Here is a 17208-nt window from a genome sequence, read left to right on the forward strand (position 1 = left end):
CACCGACCCCGGGCCCAGCAACCACCGACGCCCCCTGACCACCGACCCGCAGGTGCCGGGGGTGTCTCTCTCAGCCGTCTTGGGAGGCCGTTAGTCGGTGGTGAGCTGGACGAAGCCGGTGCCGGCGCGGTAGTTGGGGGACTGGTGGCGGAAGTAGGTGTTGTAGACCTCGCAGTAGCGCCCGCCGCGCGACAGCAGGCTCTGGTGGTCACCCTCCTCCACGATGCGCCCGTGGTCGAGCACGATGATGCGGTCGACGTGTTCGATCGTGGACAGGCGGTGGGCGATGACGATGGACGTGCGGCCCGCCAGCACCACGTCGAGGCCCTCCTGGATCTGAGCCTCGGTCAGCGGGTCGACGCTGGCCGTGGCCTCGTCGAGGACGACGATGGCAGGGTCCTGGATGAGCAGCCGGGCCAGGGCGACGAGTTGCCGCTGCCCCATCGACAGGGCGCGGCCGTGCTCGCCGACGTCGGTCTCCAGGCCGTTCGGCAGGGCTTCGACCCAGTCGCCGCCGCCGACGGCCGCCGCGGCCGCGCGTACTTCGTCGTCGGTGGCGTCGGGGCGGGGGTAGCGGATGTTGTCGGCGACCGTGCCGCTGAACAGGAACGGCGCCTGGGGCACCGCGCCGATCTGGCGGCGGTAGGAGGTCAGGTCGAGGGTGCGGATGTCGCGCCCGTCGATCAGCAGGCCGCCCGCCTGGAACTCGTAGAAGCGGGTGATGAGCTTGCCGAGCGTGGACTTGCCGGCGCCCGTGTGGCCCACCAGCGCCACCGACTCGCCCGCCTCGATGGTCAGGTCGAAGTCGCGCAGCACGGGGTGGTCGGCGTCGTAGCCGAAGGTGAGGCCGCGGAACTCGATGCGGCCGGCCAGCCGACCGGCCTCCTGGGAGTCGGTCTGCACCACCCGCGGCGGGGCGTCGATCAGCGCGAAGACCCGCTCCGAGGCCGACAGCCCCTGCTGGAACTGCGACCAGAACGCGGCGATGGACGTCAGCGGCATCCAGAACAACGCGACGCCCTGCAGGAACAGGTACCAGTCGCCCGCCGAGAGCCCGTCGCCGAGCACCGCCACCCCGCCGAGCTGCACCAGCGCGACCGTGGCGAGCCCCGCCACCAGGAACAGCACCGGGAAGATGCCGGAGAAGACGAAGCCCTGCCGCAGCGTGACCTCGTAGCTCTGCCGGTTGATCGGCCGGAACTCGTCGTAGACCTGGCGTTCCTGGCGGAAGTTCTTCGCCACGGCGATGCCGCCCATGGTCTCCTGGAGGTTGGCGTTGACCCGGCTGAGCGAGCGCTGCGCCCGCCGCGTGCTGAGCCTGGCCAGCCGCCGGAAGACCAGCGCCAGGCCCATCACGATGGGCACCACCAGCAGCGTCAGCAGGGCCAGCTCGACGCTGCGGGCGAACAGCAGGGCGGTGACGAAGCCGACCATCAGCACCTGGCTGATGAGGTCCATCGTCAGGGTGGAGACGGTGGCGAAGTCGTCGGTGTCGGACGTCACGCGGCTGACGATCTTGCCGGACGGCGTCTCGTCGTAGAACGACAGGTCGCGCGCGAGCACCGCGTCGAAGGCGTCCTCGCGCAGCCGCAGCACCACGTCGCCGGTGACCTGGGCGCTGTGTTTCTGCCGGACGTAGTTGAACACCCACGACAGCGCGCCGGTGACGAGCACCGCGAGGACGAGCAGCGGGCCCGCCTCGCCGATGGTGCCGTCGGCGATCGCGTCGACCGCGACGCTGACCAGCGTCGGGATGGCCGCCTGGCTTGCCGACACCAGCACGATCATGGTGGCGACCAGCACCATCGCGCCGAACTTGGGGCGGAAGTAGGACAGGATCCGGCGCAGCAGGTCGCGGTCGTCGTAGGTGCGGTCGTAGTCCTCGGCCTCGAGGCCGTCCATGATGAAGCCCATCAGCGCGCCCCTCCCTGCTCGCTCGCCAGCACGGGCCCCTGCTCGACGGGGCCCAGCCCGGCCTCGTCGTAGTGGGCGAACACCCGCCGGTAGAGGCGGCTGCGCGCGATCAGCTCGTCGTGGGTGCCGAAGTCGGCCACCTGGCCGCGCCGCAGCAGCAGCACCTTGTCGGCCCAGCGGATCTGCGAGAGCCGGTGGGTGATCAGCAGCGTCGTGCGCCCCTCCTGGATGCGCTCGATGGCCTGCTGGATCTTGTCTTCGGTCGCGGAGTCGATCGCGCTGGTGGAGTCGTCGAGCACGAGGATCGCGGGGTCGGTCAGCAGCGCCCGCGCGATGGCCAGGCGCTGGCGCTGCCCGCCCGAGAGGGTGACGCCGCGCTCGCCGATGACGGTGTCGTAGCCCTCGTCGAGCTCGGCGACGAACTCGGCGGCCTGCGCGTCCTCGGCTGCTCTGACCACGGCCTCGCGGTCGGCCCGCTGGCCCATGCTGAAGCCGATGTTCTCCGCCACCGAGCGGGAGAACAGCACGATGTCCTGCTCGATCGTGGAGATCTGGGAGCGCAGCGAGTCGAGGTCCCACGCGCGCACGTCGACGCCGTCGACCAGGATGCGGCCCGAGGTCACGTCGTAGATGCGCGGCACCAGCTTGGTCAGCGTGCTCTTGCCGGACCCCGTCTCGCCGACGATCGCCACCGTCTCGCCGGGCCGCACGGTGAACGACACCCCGCGCAGCGCCGGCTCGCCACCCTCGTCGTAGGCGAACGTGACGTCGTCGAAGACGATCTCGCCGCTGATCGGCGCGGTGTGCCCGGTGGCGGGCTGGTCGATCTCGCTGTCGGCGGTGATGATGCCGAGGATGCGGCGCGAGGAGACGATGCCGATCTGGATCAGCGAGAACGTGAAGATCGACATCGAGGTCGGGAAGCCGAGCTGGCCCATCAGGCCCATGAAGGCCACCAGCTCGCCGATGCTGATCGCCCCCGAGGCGTGCAGCGCGAGCGCGTGCCACAACGCCCCGGCCATCGCGAACGCGAACAACAACGTCGGCAGGTAACGCGCCTGCACCAGCCCGTTGCGCACGAAGGAGTCGCGGTAGCGGCGCGCGTTGGCCCGGAAGCGCAGCCGCTCCTGCCCCTCCTGCGCCGTCACCTTGATCACCTCGATGCCGCGCACGGCCTGGTTGAGCCCGGCGTTGAGGTCGCCGAACTCCTCCCGCATGCGCGTGGCCACCGGGTTGAGCCTGCGCATGTAGAGCCAGAGCGCGAGCACGAACACGACCGCGTAGACGCCTGGCACGAGCAGCAGCGACGGGTCGATGGCGGCCATGAACACCAGCGGCACCAGCCCGGTAAGCCCGGAGTCGACGATGAGGTCGAGCCCGGGCGTGACCATGATCGACAGCTGGCGGATGTCGTTGGCGGCCCTGGCCATCAGGTCGCCGACCCGCTGGCGGTTGTGGAACGTCTGGCTCTTGCCGAGCAGGCTCACGTAGAGCTCGTCGCGGGCGTCGCGCTCCAGGCGTTTGGCGAGCACCTCGCTCGACAACCGCGCGACCAGGTCGAACAGCCCGCGGCCCAGCACCACCGCGAGCAGCGCCAGCGAGACGGCGCCGAGCGCGCCCGCAGCCTGGCCGCGCTCGCCCAGCACGGCGTCGAACGCCTCGCCGGTGAGCTGCGGCACCATGGCGTTGAGCACCGTCATCACCAGCGAGCCGCCGAGGAAGCCGAGCAGGTGGAACGGATGGCGGCGCAGATGGGACCAGAGCCAGCGCACCGGGCCACGCCGGTCGTACCGGGGGCCGGAGACGGAGAACTCCGAGCTGCTGGTGGTCACGGGCATGGCCTCCCGGCCGGAGGTGGGTGGTGTCGGACCTGCTTTGTACCACCGGGGTCCGACAGTTTCCCATGGGTTTTCCGGCAGGCCCCGCCCCTACACGATCGGCGTGCGCAACGTGCCGAGCCGGTCGATCTCGACCTCCACCACGTCGCCCGGGCCGAGCAGCCACGGCGGCGTCCTGACGTACCCGACGCCGTCGGGCGTGCCGGTGGCGATCACGTCGCCGGGGTTGAGGGTGAGCGTACGGCTGATCAGGGAGAGCACCTCGCCGACCGGGAAGATCATGTCGCGCGTGTCGCCGTCCTGCACGACCGTCCCGTTGACCCGGGTGCGCACCCGCAGCCCGTCCCGCAGGTCGCCCACCTCGTCGGCGGTGACGATCGGGCCCATGGGCCCGCTGCGGTCGGCGTTCTTGCCCAGCGTCCACTGGGAGGTGAGCTTCTGGGCGCGGCGCGCGGTCAGGTCGTTGAACGTGGAGTAGCCCAGCACCGCCGCGAGCGCGGCGTCGGGGTCGGCGTCGCGCACCGGCTCCGCGACGTACGCGGCCACCTCGCCCTCCCAGTCGAGCCCCGCCTCCCCGGACGGCACGGAGACCGGCACGTCGCCCACGCTGAGCGAGGCCGTCCACCGGCCGAACAGCGTCGGGTGCTCCGGCACCTCGAAGGAGCCCTCGGCGGCGTGCGCCCGGTAGTTGAGGCCGACGCAGATCACCCGCGCCGAGGCCGGCACCGGCGGCACGAACCGTACCGAATCAGCAGGTACGGCGGAACCTTCCCGGGTGAGGCAGCCGCGCGCGTCCGCCCAGAACTCCCCCACCTCGGCCAGCACCACGACCTCGTCGCCCGATAAGCGTGCGACGCGTACCGCGTCGTCGCCCGGCAGCAGCACTCCCGCGAGCCTCACCGGCCGTCCTTCCAGCCGAGCGGCACCAGCCGCAGGTCGAACTCGATCTCCTCGTACGGGCCGTCCATCTCCCACCCGTCGGTACGCGGCCGCGGCTCGATGACGAGCTCCTGCTTGACCGCGTACGCCGCGTCGGACTCCAGGTACGGGTCGCCGGCCAGGAACACGTGCGTGGTCAGCGGGCGGTGGCCGCCGGCCGTGACGCGGTAGTGCAGGTGGGCCGGGCGCATCGGGTGGCGTCCGACGGCGCGCAGCAGCCTGCCGGCGGTGCCGTCGGTGGGCACCGGGTAGCTGCTCGGCCGGATGGTGCGGAACGCGTAGCGGCCCTCGGCGTCCGTGGTGAACAGGCCGCGCAGGTTTCCGGGGTCCTGGGCGTCGTCCTGCGTGTCGTACAGGCCCAGGTCGCTGGCCTGCCACACGTCCACCAGGGCTCCCGCGAGCGGCGTGCCGTCGCAGTCGAGCACCCGCCCGTGCACCACCGTCGCCACCCCGCGCTCCCGCTCGGGGCCGGTGCTGATCCAGGCGCCCGCCTCACGCTCGGGCGCCGGCGAGTGGAACGGCCCCTCGACCGACGACGGCGTCATGCCCTCGGGACCCTCGTTGTTGACCTCGTCGACCGCACTGGTCAGGCCCAGCATGTCGGACAGCAGGATGAACTCGTTCCTGTCGGGCGTGCACATCTTGCCGGTCTCGATGAGGAAGTCGATCCCCGCCAGCCATTCCTCGTCGGTCGGGCGCACCTCCTCGACGAAGGCGTGCAGGTGCTTGACGAGCGCGGAGACGAGCTCGTTCACGCGCGGGTCGGGCCCGTCGATCTGACTCAGTACCTGACGTAGCAGCGGGGTCACGGCGTTTTCTCCTCAATTTCTCCTCTATCCGGTCCAGGCGGGAGCGTATCCCGAAATGACCACTAATACCTAGAATGGTTCGGGTGTTTAACGGCGTACCCCCCACCCGTGCCGAAGCCCTGGCCGCCGACATCGAGACGATGATCCGCGAGCGCGGTCTCGGACCGGGCGACCTGATCGGCACCCTCGACGACTTACGGGAGCTGTCCGGCTACGGCCGCGCGACGATCAGCGAGGCGGCCCGGCTGCTCAGCGACCGCGGCACGGCGGAGATCCGCCTCGGACGCGGCGGCGGCCTGTTCGTGGCCGACCCCACCGCGGTGGTCCGGCTGCGGCACACCCTGCTCACGGTGCGCTCGCAGCCGACGACGGTGGCCGACGCGATCGCCGTACGCGAGGCGCTCGAACCCCTGATCCTCGCGGACGCCGCCCGCCACCGTACGAAGAAGGACATCGCGGACCTGCGCCGGCTCCTCACCGCCCTCGGCCGGGCGACGGCGAGCACCGACGCCTTCATGCGCGCCAACTGGGCCCTGCACGAACGCATCGCCGAGATCACCCCCAACCACCTGGCCAAGGCGGTCTACCTGGCGATGACCCGCTACGTCCGCGAGCAGTCCGAGCCCGCCGCCCCAGGCGACCGCCCCACCGGCTACCTGGAGCACCGCCTGACCGTCCACACGGACCTGGTCGAGGCCATCATCGACGGCGACCCCGCCCGCACCCGCACCGCCGTCACCCGCCACCACTCCAGCGAACCGGCTCCGCCTCGCCCTGCGATAGACGGAGTGTGAGCCTGTTCCCCTTCGGCCGAAAACCCGCGGCCGATCCGCCGGCCGTCGGCGACGACAACACCGACGCCGAGCTCCTGGCCGCCGTCGCCGCGCGGAGCACCGCCGCGCTGCGCCTCCTGCACCGGCGCCACGCCCCGTGGCTGCGCGCCCGGCTGGCCCGCCGCTGCGCCGACCCCGACGCCGTGGACGACGCCCTGCAGGAGACGTTCCTGGCCGTGTGGCGGTCGGCGGGCCGGTTCTCGGGCGACGACCCCGCGGGCTGGTTGTGGACGATCGCCATCCGGCGGCTCATCTCCACGCTGCGAGGGCGCGGCTCCCACTGGATCGGCAGCGGTGTCGAGCCGGACGACGCCGAGCCGCACCGCGGCGGGGTGACCGGCTCGGCAGAGGACGTCGTCCTTCTCGGCGTCGAGCACGGCGACCTCGGCGCCGCGCTGACCCGGCTCGCCCCGGAGCTGCGCGCGGTCATCGAGGCGACCGTGCTCGACGGGCTCACCACCAAGGAGGCCGCGCGCCTGCTCGGCATCCCGGAAGGCACGGTCAAGTCCCGCGCGTCGCGGGCCAGGGCCCGGTTGCGCGAGGAGCTGTCATGACCGACTGGCACGTCCCCGACGACCTGCGCGAACGCTACGTCGACGGCACGCTGGACACCGCGGTCGCGATGTCCGTGGACGCGCATCTCGGGCGGTGCGCACGGTGCCGGGCCGCCGTGCCGTACGAAGAGGGCTGGCTGGAGACGTCCTGGCAGCGGCTGGAGGCAGGGCTGAGCGAGCCGCGGTCGCGGCCGCTGGAACGCCTGCTGCGGCACGGCGGCGTACCGGACCACCTGGCGAGGCTGGTCGCGGCCACGCCGACGCTGAGCCGGGCGTGGCTGACCGCTGTGGTGGCCGCCCTGACGTTCGCGGTACTGGCGGCGCGGCAGGGGCCCGAGCTGGTGCCCGTCTTCCTGATCGTGGCGCCCGTGCTGCCGCTGACCGGGATCGCGCTGGCGTACGGGCCGCGGGTCGACCCCGCCCACGAGCTGCTGGCCGCCACGCCACTGGCCGGGCCGCGGCTGCTGCTCGTCAGGTCCGTGGCGGTGCTGGCGGTCGCGACCGTGCTGGCCGCGCTCGCCGCGCCGCTGCTGCCCGCGCCTCCCGGCCTCAGCGCCGCCTGGCTGCTCCCCTCGCTGGCCGCGGCCTCGGGGTGCCTGGCGTTGTCGAACCGGTTGCCCGTGCCGATCGCCGCGCTCGCCGCAGGCGGGTCGTGGCTGGCCATCGTCGGCACGGGCCACCTCGCCAGCGGCTGGCACGCCGCGTTCCACCCCCTGGCACAGGTCGGGTACGCCGTCTCCGCCGCCCTGCTCATCCTCCACGCCCACCGAACGAGCACCTCATGATCGAGATCAGCGACCTGACCAAGACGTACGGCGGCAGACCCGTCCTCGACGGCCTCGACCTGACCCTCGGCCCCGGCATCACCGGCCTGCTCGGCCCCAACGGCGCCGGCAAGACCACCCTGCTGCGCTGCCTGGCCACCACGCTGGCCCCGGACGGCGGCGCGGTGCGCGCCTTCGGCCTGGACCCGGGCGTGCCGATGCAGCGCACCGCCCTGCGGCGCCGGCTCGGCTACCTGCCGCAGGACCCGGGCTTCTACCCGCATTTCACCGCGTTCGACCTCGTGGACTATGTCGCGATCCTCAAGGAGCTGACCGACCGGCGGCAGCGGCACGCCGAGGTGCGCCGGGTCCTGGCCGAGGTCGAGCTGACCGGACAGTCCAGGACGAAGGTCCGCAAGCTCTCGGGCGGCATGCGGCAGCGGCTCGCGCTGGCTCAGGCGCTGCTCGGCGAGCCGGACCTGCTGATCCTGGACGAGCCCACCGTGGGGCTGGACCCGGAGCAGCGCATGCTGTTCAGGGCGCTGGTGTCGCGGCTGGGCGAGGACCGCACGGTCGTGTTGTCCACCCATCAGACGGAGGACGTCGCCGCGCTGTGCGAGCGGGTGATCGTGCTGCGCGACGGGCGCGTGGCCTTCGACGGCACCCCGGGTGAGCTGGCCGGCGTCGCGGCCGGACAGGTGTGGCTGTCGGACGAGGCGCCGGCGGGGGCGCGCGTGTTCTGGCGGACCGCCGACGGACGTTACCGGGTGCTCGGCGGCCCGCCGCCCGGCGCCGACGTGACGCCGCCCGGTGTCGAGGACGGCTACCTCATGCTCATCGGTGAGGTGACGGCATGACCCCCGTACGCGGCGTCACCTGGGCGCTGTTCGTGTTCGAGGCGCGCAGGCTGGCGCGGCACCCGCTCGTCTGGGGGATGACGGGGCTCGTGCTCGCCCTGCAGCTCCACCTCAGCCGGGGCGGGCAGCCGCATCTCGGCGTCGATCCGGTGAACGCGACGGGGCTGTCCACGTGCCTGGCGGGGGCCGTGCTCGTCGTGGCGAGCATGGCCGCCTCGCGGGACACCAGGCACGGGATGCCGGAGAGCCTGGCGGGTCTGCCGGGCCGGGCCGAGCACCGGACCCGCGCGGTCCTGCTCGCCACGGCGCTCGTCTCCGGGTCGGCCGCGGTCGTCGCCGTCGGCGGTTACCTGGTGATCCGCCTGCTCGGTGGCCCGGCGGCGGGCCGGTTCGACATATGGGAGCCGCTGACCGCCGTCGCCGCCGCCGTCTTCGCCGCGACGCTCGGAGTGGCCGTCGGCAGGTGGGCGCGGTGGCTGATAGCCGGGCCGGTGGTGGTGGCCGTACTCGGCTATCTGATCTTCCAGAACCCCACCAACGGCCGCCTTGGCTGGCTGCTTCCGGTCATGCAGGTGTACCAGGCCGACTGGCCCGACCGTCCGTCCGGGATCCACCTCCTGTACGTGGTCGCGCTCGCGGCGTGCTGGGCCGCCGTCGCGCTGCTGCGGCACCGCGCTCGGACCGGACGCGTCGTCGCGGCGGTGGCGGCGCTGGCCGTCGCGGTGCCCGCGGGGTCCGCCGCGGCGGCCGAGCCGCCCGGCGCCCGGCCGGGCGCCGGCCCGCTCACCATGGACGACGTGGACCCCCGCGTACGCGAGCGTTACTTCGGCCCCGGCGCTCACCGCTGCGCGGATCGGCACGGGATCACCTACTGCGCGTACGAGGGCTACGAAGCCTGGATCCCGCTCTGGGAGCAGGCCGTGCGCCCCGCGGTGGACGTGCTGCCCGCCGCGCTGCGGGCCCGCGTGCCCCGGGTCGAGCAGCGGTCTTCGACCTGGTTCTTCGGCTCGGGCTCCGACGTGATCCGGGCGCCGATGACGTGGGGCCACCCCGATCAGCGTGCCCTGATGGCGCAGGACGTGGCGATCTGGGCCACCGGCCTCGGGCGCTCACCGGCCGGCGGCCGGAACGGGTGCGACGGCGGCGGCCAGGCGCGCACGGTCGTCGCGCTGTGGATCATGGGCCAGGTAGCCCCGCCGGAGCCGCCACGCGTTTACCACGTCGACGAGAACTTCGGCCGGCGCTATCTGGTCACGTGGGGCGCCGCCGAGGTCGCCTACGCCGAACGGCTGCTCGCCACCCCCGGCGCCGCGGAGCGGGTCCGCGCGGCCTGGCCCGTCCTGATGGATCCCGCCACCACCATCGACCAGGGCCTGCCCCTGCTCGGGCTCACGCGTACGCGGGACACGAAGCCGGGGCGCACACCATGCCGCTGACGTCCATGACCGAGACCGCCCACCTCCCGCTCCCGGCGGTGCCGGGCGCCCGCGGACGTGCCGTCATCCTGCTGGTCCGCCCGCTGGCCAGGGCCATCGACTGGGCGCCGCTCGCCGTGGTCGCCGCGTTCGGCGCGGGGCTGCTGACGCTCGTCCAGGCCGGTCGGCCGCTGTCCGCCGGCGCCGCGCTGGTCCTGATGCGCGTCGTGGGCACCCTGCTCGGCTCGGCCGCGGCCTTCGCGCTGGTCGACGCCATGGCCACCGACCTCGGCGCGGCGGCCGTGCCCCGCTGGGCACGCCAGGCGCTCCGCTGCGTCCTGGCCGGCGGCGTCGCGGTGGTCCTCTGGCTCGCCGCCTTCGCGTACGCGCTGTCCCGGCTGCCCGAGGGCACGCTCTTCCCCGTCACCGACCTGCTGGTGGAGATGGCCTTCTGCCTGGGGGTCGCGCTGGCAGCCGCGGCCGCCGCCGTCCGCCACGCGACCGGCCGGCAGGCCGCCATGGCGGCGGTGCTGGTCCAGCTGGGCCTGGTCATGGCCACGCTGCTCCTGCCCGACCGGCTCGTCCTCTGGCCACCGACCTGTGGGGCCGGGCACTGGGAGGAGGCCCACCGCTTCTGGTTCGCGATGCTGCCCGTGCCGTACGCCTGGCTGGCCTTCGCCTGCCGCGACCTCCGTCGCTGAGGGGTCAGCCCTCCGGGGTGAGGTCGGTTTCGAGGTGGATCTCGACCTCGTCGTTGAGTTTGAGTGCGCCGAAGAACGCCGAGTAGGGCTTGATGCCCCACTGGGACTGGACGACGACGGCGGAGCCGCGGGCGTGGGCGCCGTCCAGCGTGCCCTCCACCACGAGCGGCCCGGTCGCGCCGGCCAGCTCCAGATCGCCCTCGATCCGGAACGACTCCGGGGTGCCCTCGATCCTGCGCGACCGGAACGTGATGGCCGGATGCCGCCCGACCTGCAGGACCTTCTCGCGCATGGCCTTCTCGATGTCGCGGCGGTCGGAGTCGGACAGCGGCTTGACGCCGCCGGTCCCCTCTCGTACGGCGAGCGATCCGGCCTCGACCTCGACGGTCACCGACGAGCCGGCCGGATCGGCGGGATCGACCATGGCGACGCCGTGCCAGCGGGTGGCCTCGATGGTGAGATCGTGGCCGGCCTTCGCCCCCAGCCCCGTGCGGGTGGTGCGCACGACGAGCCGCCCCGTCTCGGGGCCCAACGCGTAACGACCAGCGGAAACACTCACACATCCAGCCTAACCGGGCGCTGACCGCAGGCGACGGGTGGGCACTCACCGGCTTCACAGCCCAGAGGTGAGGCAATCGCACTAGTCTCGAAGTGATCCCGGTCACACGGAGGCGATCCGCGCATGAGCGAGCCTGGTCGGCAAGAGGCTCCTTCGCAGGAAAGCGGCCCTGCTTCGCGGGAGAAGCGGGAGAAGCGGGAGAAGGAGGCCGCCGCAGGAGGGGGCGACGGCCTTTCCCCGGAGGTCGAGGGCTCTTCCCGCAGGTCCAGCACGACGACGCAGGTCATGCTGGTCGCGCTGATCGGTGCGGTGATGAGCGCGGGGCTGGGCCTGGCGGCGGCGCCGTTCGACGTCCTGCTCCGCGGCCTGCCGCTGGCCACGCAGTTGTGGCTGGTGGGCGGCGTCGTGGCGGCCGCCGGGGTCCTGGGAGCGCTCGTGCTGCTGCGACGCCGCTTAAGACCCCAGCGGGTGGGCGGGTTGAAGCTCGGGCTGTGGGCGCTCGGCGGGGCGGGGCTGAGCCTGCTGGTCTCGGCGATCGTACCGGTGCTGCTCGCCGAGGAGCGGTGTCCGGTGCCGGCCGAGTTGCGGCTGGTCACCGCGCCCGAGACCGTGGGGGCGCTCATGGGGCGCGCGCAGCGGTACGTCCGGGAGAACCTGCGTGACGGCTGCCCCCTCGTACGGGTGACCGTCGCTCCGGCCCCGCCGCCCGTCCACCTGGAGGACGCCTTCAGCAACGACTGGGAGTGGAACGAGGACCGCCGCGACCAGCCGTACGCCCGCCTGTACGACCTGCAGCCCGACGCCTGGGTCGCCACCACGCGGGCCGAGCCCGACGAGCTCAGGAACAACGGCCACAAGACGATCGGCCCGCCCGAGCTCCAGGTGGGGCGCGACCAGCTCGTGCTGGCGATGACCGAGCGGCGCCGCGACGAGCTCGGCCGGCACATGGACGACCCCGCCGCCTACTCGCTCGGCGAGGTGTGGGACGTCCTGACCGACAAGATGGACATGTCGGTCGCGCGGCCGTTCCCCGAGACCTCCGTGGCGGCGCTGATCGCCACCGGCGACGTGTTCGATCGGGCACTCCGCGCGCGTCCCGACCGCGAGCCGGAGAGCGGGCTCGTCTCCGCCGGGCTCGGCGCCGACACGGTGCCGTCGCTGTTGTGCTCGTTCGGCCGGCTCGCCGACGAGGTGCCGCCGCCGGTCTCCGGCGGCGCGTCCCGCGGGGGTGCGGGCGCGATCGCCGATCCCAAGGTCGTGCTGCTGGTGCCGGGGCACAGCGTCGACGACTACAACGCCGGCCGGGTGGCGGGCTGCCCCGGCGAGACCGGCGACGGCCTCGACCTCGTCGCCGTACGCCACCGCGAGCTGAGCACGCTCGACTACCGCTACGTCAAGGTGATGTGGCAGGGCCAGCGCTCGGCCGCGCGGGAGGCGATCGTCGACCACTTCGGGGCGTGGCTGAGCCGCAATCCGCTGTTCCCGGGCATCCAGGTGTCGAGCGAGATCACCGTCGACGGCGAGTCGCTCGGTGAGCTGCGGACGCGGCTGCTGGACGAGTTGCGTCCCCGGCTCGACCTGCGGGTGCTCGTGGACACCTCGGGGTCGGCGGACCGGCCGGTGCGCGTCCAGGCCGCCGAGGCGCTGCGCGCGCAGAGCCGGATGCTGGGGCCGCGCGACCATCTGCAGGTGTTCGGCCTGCACAGCGTGGCCCCGGACGGCGCGGCCGAGGTGACCGAGCTGACCGGGCGCAGCCAGCTCGGCGGCAGGAGCGAGCGCGACCGGCTCGGCACGGTCGCCACGACGATCGAGCACACCCCGTTCGACCAGTGGGACGCCCCCGTCTCCGCCGCGCTCGGCAAGCTCGGCGACGGCGACGAGGCGGTGGCCGCGCCGGTGGTGGTGCTGACGGACGGCCGCCTGTTCGACAACGAGGGGCCCGCCGCGCCCGAGGTGCTGGCGGGAGCGCTCCAGGACGCCGACGCGGTCTCGGGCCTGTACGTCGTCGTCTTCGGCCAGGACCGGTGCGGGGTGAGCGAGCTGCGGGCGGCGAAGCCGTACCGGTGCGTGACGGCCGGCGCGAGCGCGGAAGAGGCGATCACCAGGGCGATCATCACGGTGAGAGAGTGGCGATGACGACGACCGAGGGCCGGCACGTCGTGCTGGCGGCCGGCTTGGGGGCCGCGCTGATGGCGCTGGTGCTGCTGGCCAACTCGTGCCTGGCGGCCGGCGCCGCGGCTCCGGGGCCGGCGGCGCCCACGATCAGCCCGATCACGGTGCCGGCGACGCCCCCGGAGGACTGCGGCGCGCGCGACGACGAGCTCGTCGTGGCGACGGGCGACGACGTCAGCACGGGCAGCGTGCGGCGCGAGGTGATCCACGAGTGGAACGAGGTCGTCATCCCCTCCGACCCCGACTCCAGGCTGCCCGGAGATCCCCGGGCCGAGCTGCTGGAGCTCTCCGGCAGCACCGACGTGCGGCGCGCCCAGATGGCGGCGCTGGCCCAGTCGGGCAGCTGCCAGTACGACGTGCTGGTGCTGGACGTGGCGTGGGTGGCGGAGTTCGCCCGGCACGGCTACATCCGCCCCATCTCCCTGGAGAACGACGCCGGCCGGTTCCTGCGCGGCCCCCTGGAGGCGGGGCAGATCGACGGGGAGCAGTTCGGCGTGCCGTTCGCGGCCGACGCGCCGCTGGAGTTCCGCCGGCGGGACGGGCGGCCGGGCGGCTATCTGCTGCAGCTGGTCGACAGGGAGATCGGCACGATCAACTACCTGGAGATGATCGAGCTGGGCGGCGGCAGGGTGCTCGACGGCGACGACCGCACCCGCGTGGCCCTGGGCGACGACCCCGACGACACCTGGAACGCGCTGAACTCCACCGGCGCGGACGCGGTGATGCGGGAGTCGCTGACGATGGACGAGGACCACAGCATCGTGGCGTTCAAGGAGGGCAGGGTCGGCGACCGGCCGGTGTCGGCCATGCGCAACTGGCCTTTCGCGTTCCACCAGCTCGCCGCCGATCCGCGGATGCGCGGCTCCGACCAGCGGCTGCGGTTCGAGGTGCGCGCGCCCGGCACGGACGGCGGGGTGCTCGGCGGCTCGGTGCTGGCGCTCTCCGAGCACATCAGACCCGACAAGGTCGCGCCCGCCATGCGCCTGATCGGGCGGCTCACCGGCGAGGAGGCTCAGGGCCGGCTGTTCGCCTGCGGCGGCTACGGGCCGGTGCTGACCTCGGTGTACGAGCGCTACCGGGCCGGGGGCGGGCCCGCGTGCCCGCGGCAGGACGGCTCCGACATCACCAACCCGAGCCTGGCGGAGCTGGCCACGCTGGCCGAGGAGATCCGGCGGTCGATCGAGCTGGCCAGGCCGCGGCCGAAGTCGCCGTACTAGGCGCAGTTCAGCGAGGTGTTCCGGCGCTGCGCGCGCGGCGTGTGGGAGAGCCGGGTGGAGCGGGAGGCCTTCTTCTCGGCGGCTTCCGCGTTGCAGGAGGCCATGGACGGCCGGCTCCCCGCCGATCCGCCACCCTGTTAGTCACGCAGAGTGGCGGAAAGTGTGCGATGCGTACGGCGGGCGGGCTATCTTGGGGGCGGGTTTCGCCGTACGGCGAGCGGACGAAAGCGCACGGGTCACCATGGACGAGCACGTCATCACCATCCGCTGGGTCGACGCCCCCGACGAGATCGCCTTCCACGACTTCGCCCAGGGCACCTACAACACCTTCGCGTGCGGCTGCGGCGTGCCGCTGGCCGACCGGGAGGCCGCCGCCCGGCACGCCGCCGAGCACGGCCAGTGCCCGATGTGCCTCGGGGCCGGCACGATCTCCATCACCCCGCACGACACGGCAGGCTGCGACGGCTGCGGCGGCTCGGGCAGCACGGGCGGCACGGAGCCGCGCACGGTCACGGTCGAGGCGCGGGTGACGGAGAGCTTCGTGCGGGAGGTGGCCGAGCTGCTGCCCGACGAGTTCGGGCTCACCGACGTGGTGGCGGTGCTCGAAGGACGGCTGCGCGGCGGCGTCGAGACCGTGCTGTCGGTGGCGGCGGGGCTGATCCGCTATCTGGAGGTGCAGGGGCGGATCGTGTTGTGCAGGGCGCCCGACTACCTGCCGGGCGAGGGGGTGCGGCAGCGCTACGACGACCCCCGGTGGATCCGCGTCCGACGCATGTGACCGTTTTGCGGCAATTGATAGGTTAGTGACGGTTGCGTCGGGAATGATCTCGACGGTCCCCCGTTCACCGACCCCCGAGAGAGCTCTCCCATGCCCGCTGACGCCCCTCTGGTCCTCGCGTGACGGTCACGGCCTGGGTGGCGGTGGCCGCGTTCCTGGGGGCGTACGCCCTGATCGCCACCGAGAAGGTGCACCGCGTCGCGGCGGCGCTCGGCGGAGCGGGGATCATGCTGCTCGTCCACGCCACCGACGCGGGCGCGGCCTTCTTCGACGAGCACTCCGGCGTCGACTGGAACGTCATCTTCCTGCTGCTCGGCATGATGGTCATCGTCGGGGTGCTGAAACAGACGGGCGTCTTCGAGTACCTGGCCATCTGGGCGGCCAAACGGGCGAAAGGGCGGCCGTTCCGGCTGCTGGCGCTGCTCGTCCTGCTCACCGCGGGCGCCTCGGCCATGCTGGACAACGTCACCACCGTGCTGCTGATCGCGCCCGTGACGTTCCTGGTGTGCGAACGGCTGGCGCTGCCGGTGGCGCCGTTCCTCATCGCCGAGGCCATGGCGTCCAACATCGGCGGCGCCGCCACCCTGGTCGGCGACCCGCCGAACATCATCATCGCCAGCCGCGGCGGGCTCTCCTTCAACGACTTCCTCATCCACATGGCCCCGCTGATCGTGGTGCTGGTGGCGGTGTTCCTGGGGCTGTGCCGGTGGTTGTTCAGGAAGTCGTTCCAGTACGACCCCGAGCGGGCGGCGGTGGTCATGGCGCTGAACGAGCGCGAGGCCATCGGCGACCGGCGGCTGCTGGTGCAGTCGCTGGTCGTGCTGGCGCTGGTGATGGCGGCGTTCGTGCTGCATCCGGTGCTGCACTACGAGCCCTCGGTGGTCGCGCTGCTGGGCGCCGGGGTGCTGGTCGCGGCCACGAAGGTGACCACCGAGGACGCGCTCCGCGAGGTCGAGTGGCCGACGCTGGTGTTCTTCGCCGGCCTGTTCGTCATGGTGGGCGCGCTGGTCGAGACCGGCGTCATCGGCCAGATCTCCCAGGCGGCGGCCGAGGCCACCCACGGGCAGCTCGGCCTGACCACGATGTTGCTGCTGTGGGCCTCGACCGGCCTGTCGGCCGTGGTGGACAACATCCCGTACGTCGCCACGATGAGCCCGATCGTCGCCGACCTCGTCCAGGCCAACGGCGGGAACGGGCCGGCGCAGGTGTTGTGGTGGGCCCTGGCGATCGGGGCGGACCTCGGCGGCAACGCCACGGCGGTGGGGGCGGCGGCCAACGTCGTGGTCATCGGCATCGCCGCCCGCAACGGCACCCCGATCACGTTCTGGCAGTTCACCCGGTACGGGGTCGTCGTCACGCTGGTGACCGTGGCGCTGTCGGTGCCGTATCTGTGGCTGCGTTACCTCATCTGACGGGCAGCACGTCCACGCCCCGGTCGGCCTCGCCGCGGGGGCCGAAGACGCGGCGTTCGGACTCGTCGATGCGCACGTCGTTGATGCTCGCCTCCCGGCGGCGCATCAGGCCCTCCTCGTCGAACTCCCACAGCTCGTTGCCGTAGCTGCGCCACCACTGGCCGGAGGCGTCGTGGCACTCGTACTGGAAGCGAACCGCGATGCGGTCGCCGGACCAGGCCCACAGCTGCTTGCGCAGGGCGTAGTCGAGCTCCCTGTCCCATTTGCGGCGCAGGAAGGCGCGGATCTCGTCGCGGCCGGTGACGAACTCGTCGCGGTTGCGCCAGACGGAGTCCACGGTGTACGCCTGCGCGACGATGTCGGGGTCGCAGGTGTTCCAGGCGTCCTCCGCCGCCTGGACCTTGATGAGAGCGGTCTCCTCGGTGAACGGCGGGACGGGCGGGCGG

Annotated in this window: 16 protein-coding genes; 10 read left to right on the forward strand and 6 right to left on the reverse strand. The window is 72.8% G+C overall.

The window, feature by feature from the left end; all coding sequences use genetic code 11:
• Window positions 1-90: 90 nt before the first annotated feature.
• The 4 genes from C1J01_RS34275 to C1J01_RS34290 form a co-directional block, all read right to left on the reverse strand.
• A complete protein-coding gene (locus C1J01_RS34275; protein ID WP_111183118.1) occupies window positions 91-1914 on the reverse strand; it encodes an ABC transporter ATP-binding protein in 1824 nt (607 codons plus the stop codon).
• Window positions 1914-3746: an ABC transporter ATP-binding protein gene (locus C1J01_RS34280; protein ID WP_235854854.1), complete on the reverse strand. Its 1833-nt coding sequence runs from the start codon at window positions 3744-3746 to the stop codon at window positions 1914-1916. The genes C1J01_RS34275 and C1J01_RS34280 overlap by 1 nt, the downstream gene beginning before the upstream one ends.
• Window positions 3747-3842: 96 nt before the next feature.
• On the reverse strand, window positions 3843-4652 hold the full coding sequence (locus tag C1J01_RS34285; protein WP_111183119.1) for a fumarylacetoacetate hydrolase family protein: 810 nt from the start codon (window positions 4650-4652) through the stop codon (window positions 3843-3845).
• Window positions 4649-5500, reverse strand: coding sequence for a dioxygenase family protein (locus C1J01_RS34290; protein ID WP_111183120.1), 852 nt, complete (start codon window positions 5498-5500; stop codon window positions 4649-4651). Before C1J01_RS34290 ends, C1J01_RS34285 begins: the two co-directional genes overlap by 4 nt.
• 83 nt (window positions 5501-5583) lie before the next feature.
• On the opposite strand from C1J01_RS34290, the gene C1J01_RS34295 reads away from it, so the two are divergent.
• From C1J01_RS34295 to C1J01_RS34320, 6 genes are read left to right on the forward strand one after another with little or no spacing between them, the layout of a single operon-like run.
• On the forward strand, window positions 5584-6294 hold the full coding sequence (locus tag C1J01_RS34295) for a FadR/GntR family transcriptional regulator (RefSeq protein ID WP_235854855.1): 711 nt from the start codon (window positions 5584-5586) through the stop codon (window positions 6292-6294).
• A gap of 2 nt (window positions 6295-6296) precedes the next feature.
• Complete coding sequence (locus C1J01_RS34300) at window positions 6297-6887, forward strand: RNA polymerase sigma factor (protein ID WP_111183133.1); 591 nt, start codon at window positions 6297-6299, stop codon at window positions 6885-6887.
• On the forward strand, window positions 6884-7672 hold the full coding sequence (locus C1J01_RS34305; RefSeq protein WP_111183122.1) for a zf-HC2 domain-containing protein: 789 nt from the start codon (window positions 6884-6886) through the stop codon (window positions 7670-7672). The genes C1J01_RS34300 and C1J01_RS34305 overlap by 4 nt, the downstream gene beginning before the upstream one ends.
• Entirely contained in the window at window positions 7669-8508 is an 840-nt protein-coding gene (locus C1J01_RS34310; RefSeq protein ID WP_111183123.1) for an ABC transporter ATP-binding protein, read from the forward strand. The genes C1J01_RS34305 and C1J01_RS34310 overlap by 4 nt, the downstream gene beginning before the upstream one ends.
• Window positions 8505-9944 carry a hypothetical protein gene (locus C1J01_RS34315; RefSeq protein WP_111183124.1) on the forward strand — a complete coding sequence of 480 codons (1440 nt, stop codon included), beginning with the start codon at window positions 8505-8507 and terminating at the stop codon, window positions 9942-9944. The genes C1J01_RS34310 and C1J01_RS34315 overlap by 4 nt, the downstream gene beginning before the upstream one ends.
• A gap of 5 nt (window positions 9945-9949) precedes the next feature.
• Window positions 9950-10624: a hypothetical protein gene (locus C1J01_RS34320; protein ID WP_181449116.1), complete on the forward strand. Its 675-nt coding sequence runs from the start codon at window positions 9950-9952 to the stop codon at window positions 10622-10624.
• A 4-nt stretch (window positions 10625-10628) separates the two neighbouring features.
• On the opposite strand, the gene C1J01_RS34325 is transcribed toward C1J01_RS34320, so the two are convergent.
• The gene (locus C1J01_RS34325; RefSeq protein ID WP_111183126.1) at window positions 10629-11183 is read right to left on the reverse strand and encodes a YceI family protein; all 555 of its coding nucleotides are present in this window, start codon (window positions 11181-11183) and stop codon (window positions 10629-10631) included.
• A 123-nt stretch (window positions 11184-11306) separates the two neighbouring features.
• Between C1J01_RS34325 and C1J01_RS34330 the strand changes: the two genes are divergently transcribed.
• From C1J01_RS34330 to C1J01_RS34345, 4 genes are all read left to right on the forward strand, one after another.
• Complete coding sequence (locus C1J01_RS34330) at window positions 11307-13319, forward strand: vWA domain-containing protein (RefSeq protein ID WP_146615825.1); 2013 nt, start codon at window positions 11307-11309, stop codon at window positions 13317-13319.
• Window positions 13316-14572, forward strand: coding sequence for a type 2 periplasmic-binding domain-containing protein (locus C1J01_RS34335; protein WP_146615826.1), 1257 nt, complete (start codon window positions 13316-13318; stop codon window positions 14570-14572). The genes C1J01_RS34330 and C1J01_RS34335 overlap by 4 nt, the downstream gene beginning before the upstream one ends.
• 241 nt (window positions 14573-14813) lie before the next feature.
• Window positions 14814-15350, forward strand: coding sequence for a hypothetical protein (locus tag C1J01_RS34340; protein ID WP_111183129.1), 537 nt, complete (start codon window positions 14814-14816; stop codon window positions 15348-15350).
• A 119-nt stretch (window positions 15351-15469) separates the two neighbouring features.
• Window positions 15470-16762, forward strand: coding sequence for an ArsB/NhaD family transporter (locus C1J01_RS34345; protein WP_111183130.1), 1293 nt, complete (start codon window positions 15470-15472; stop codon window positions 16760-16762).
• On the opposite strand, the gene C1J01_RS34350 is transcribed toward C1J01_RS34345, so the two are convergent.
• A partial coding sequence (locus C1J01_RS34350; protein WP_111183131.1) for a nuclear transport factor 2 family protein occupies window positions 16755-17208 on the reverse strand: 454 nt, incomplete at its 5' end. The genes C1J01_RS34345 and C1J01_RS34350 overlap by 8 nt on opposite strands.

The sequence above is a fragment of the Nonomuraea aridisoli genome (assembly GCF_003236395.1).
Classification (GTDB): domain Bacteria; phylum Actinomycetota; class Actinomycetes; order Streptosporangiales; family Streptosporangiaceae; genus Nonomuraea; species Nonomuraea aridisoli.

What these genes read in the sequence shown, in the direction of transcription:
- C1J01_RS34330 (WP_146615825.1), top strand. Translation starts at nt 11,307, where the DNA reads ATGAGCGAGCCTGGTCGGCAAGAGGCTCCTTCGCAGGAAAGCGGCCCT.
- C1J01_RS34335 (WP_146615826.1), top strand. Translation starts at nt 13,316, where the DNA reads ATGACGACGACCGAGGGCCGGCACGTCGTGCTGGCGGCCGGCTTGGGG.
- C1J01_RS34320 (WP_181449116.1), top strand. Translation starts at nt 9,950, where the DNA reads ATGACCGAGACCGCCCACCTCCCGCTCCCGGCGGTGCCGGGCGCCCGC.
- C1J01_RS34310 (WP_111183123.1), top strand. Translation starts at nt 7,669, where the DNA reads ATGATCGAGATCAGCGACCTGACCAAGACGTACGGCGGCAGACCCGTC.
- C1J01_RS34305 (WP_111183122.1), top strand. Translation starts at nt 6,884, where the DNA reads ATGACCGACTGGCACGTCCCCGACGACCTGCGCGAACGCTACGTCGAC.
- C1J01_RS34275 (WP_111183118.1), bottom strand. Translation starts at nt 1,914, where the DNA reads ATGGGCTTCATCATGGACGGCCTCGAGGCCGAGGACTACGACCGCACC.
- C1J01_RS34340 (WP_111183129.1), top strand. Translation starts at nt 14,814, where the DNA reads ATGGACGAGCACGTCATCACCATCCGCTGGGTCGACGCCCCCGACGAG.
- C1J01_RS34315 (WP_111183124.1), top strand. Translation starts at nt 8,505, where the DNA reads ATGACCCCCGTACGCGGCGTCACCTGGGCGCTGTTCGTGTTCGAGGCG.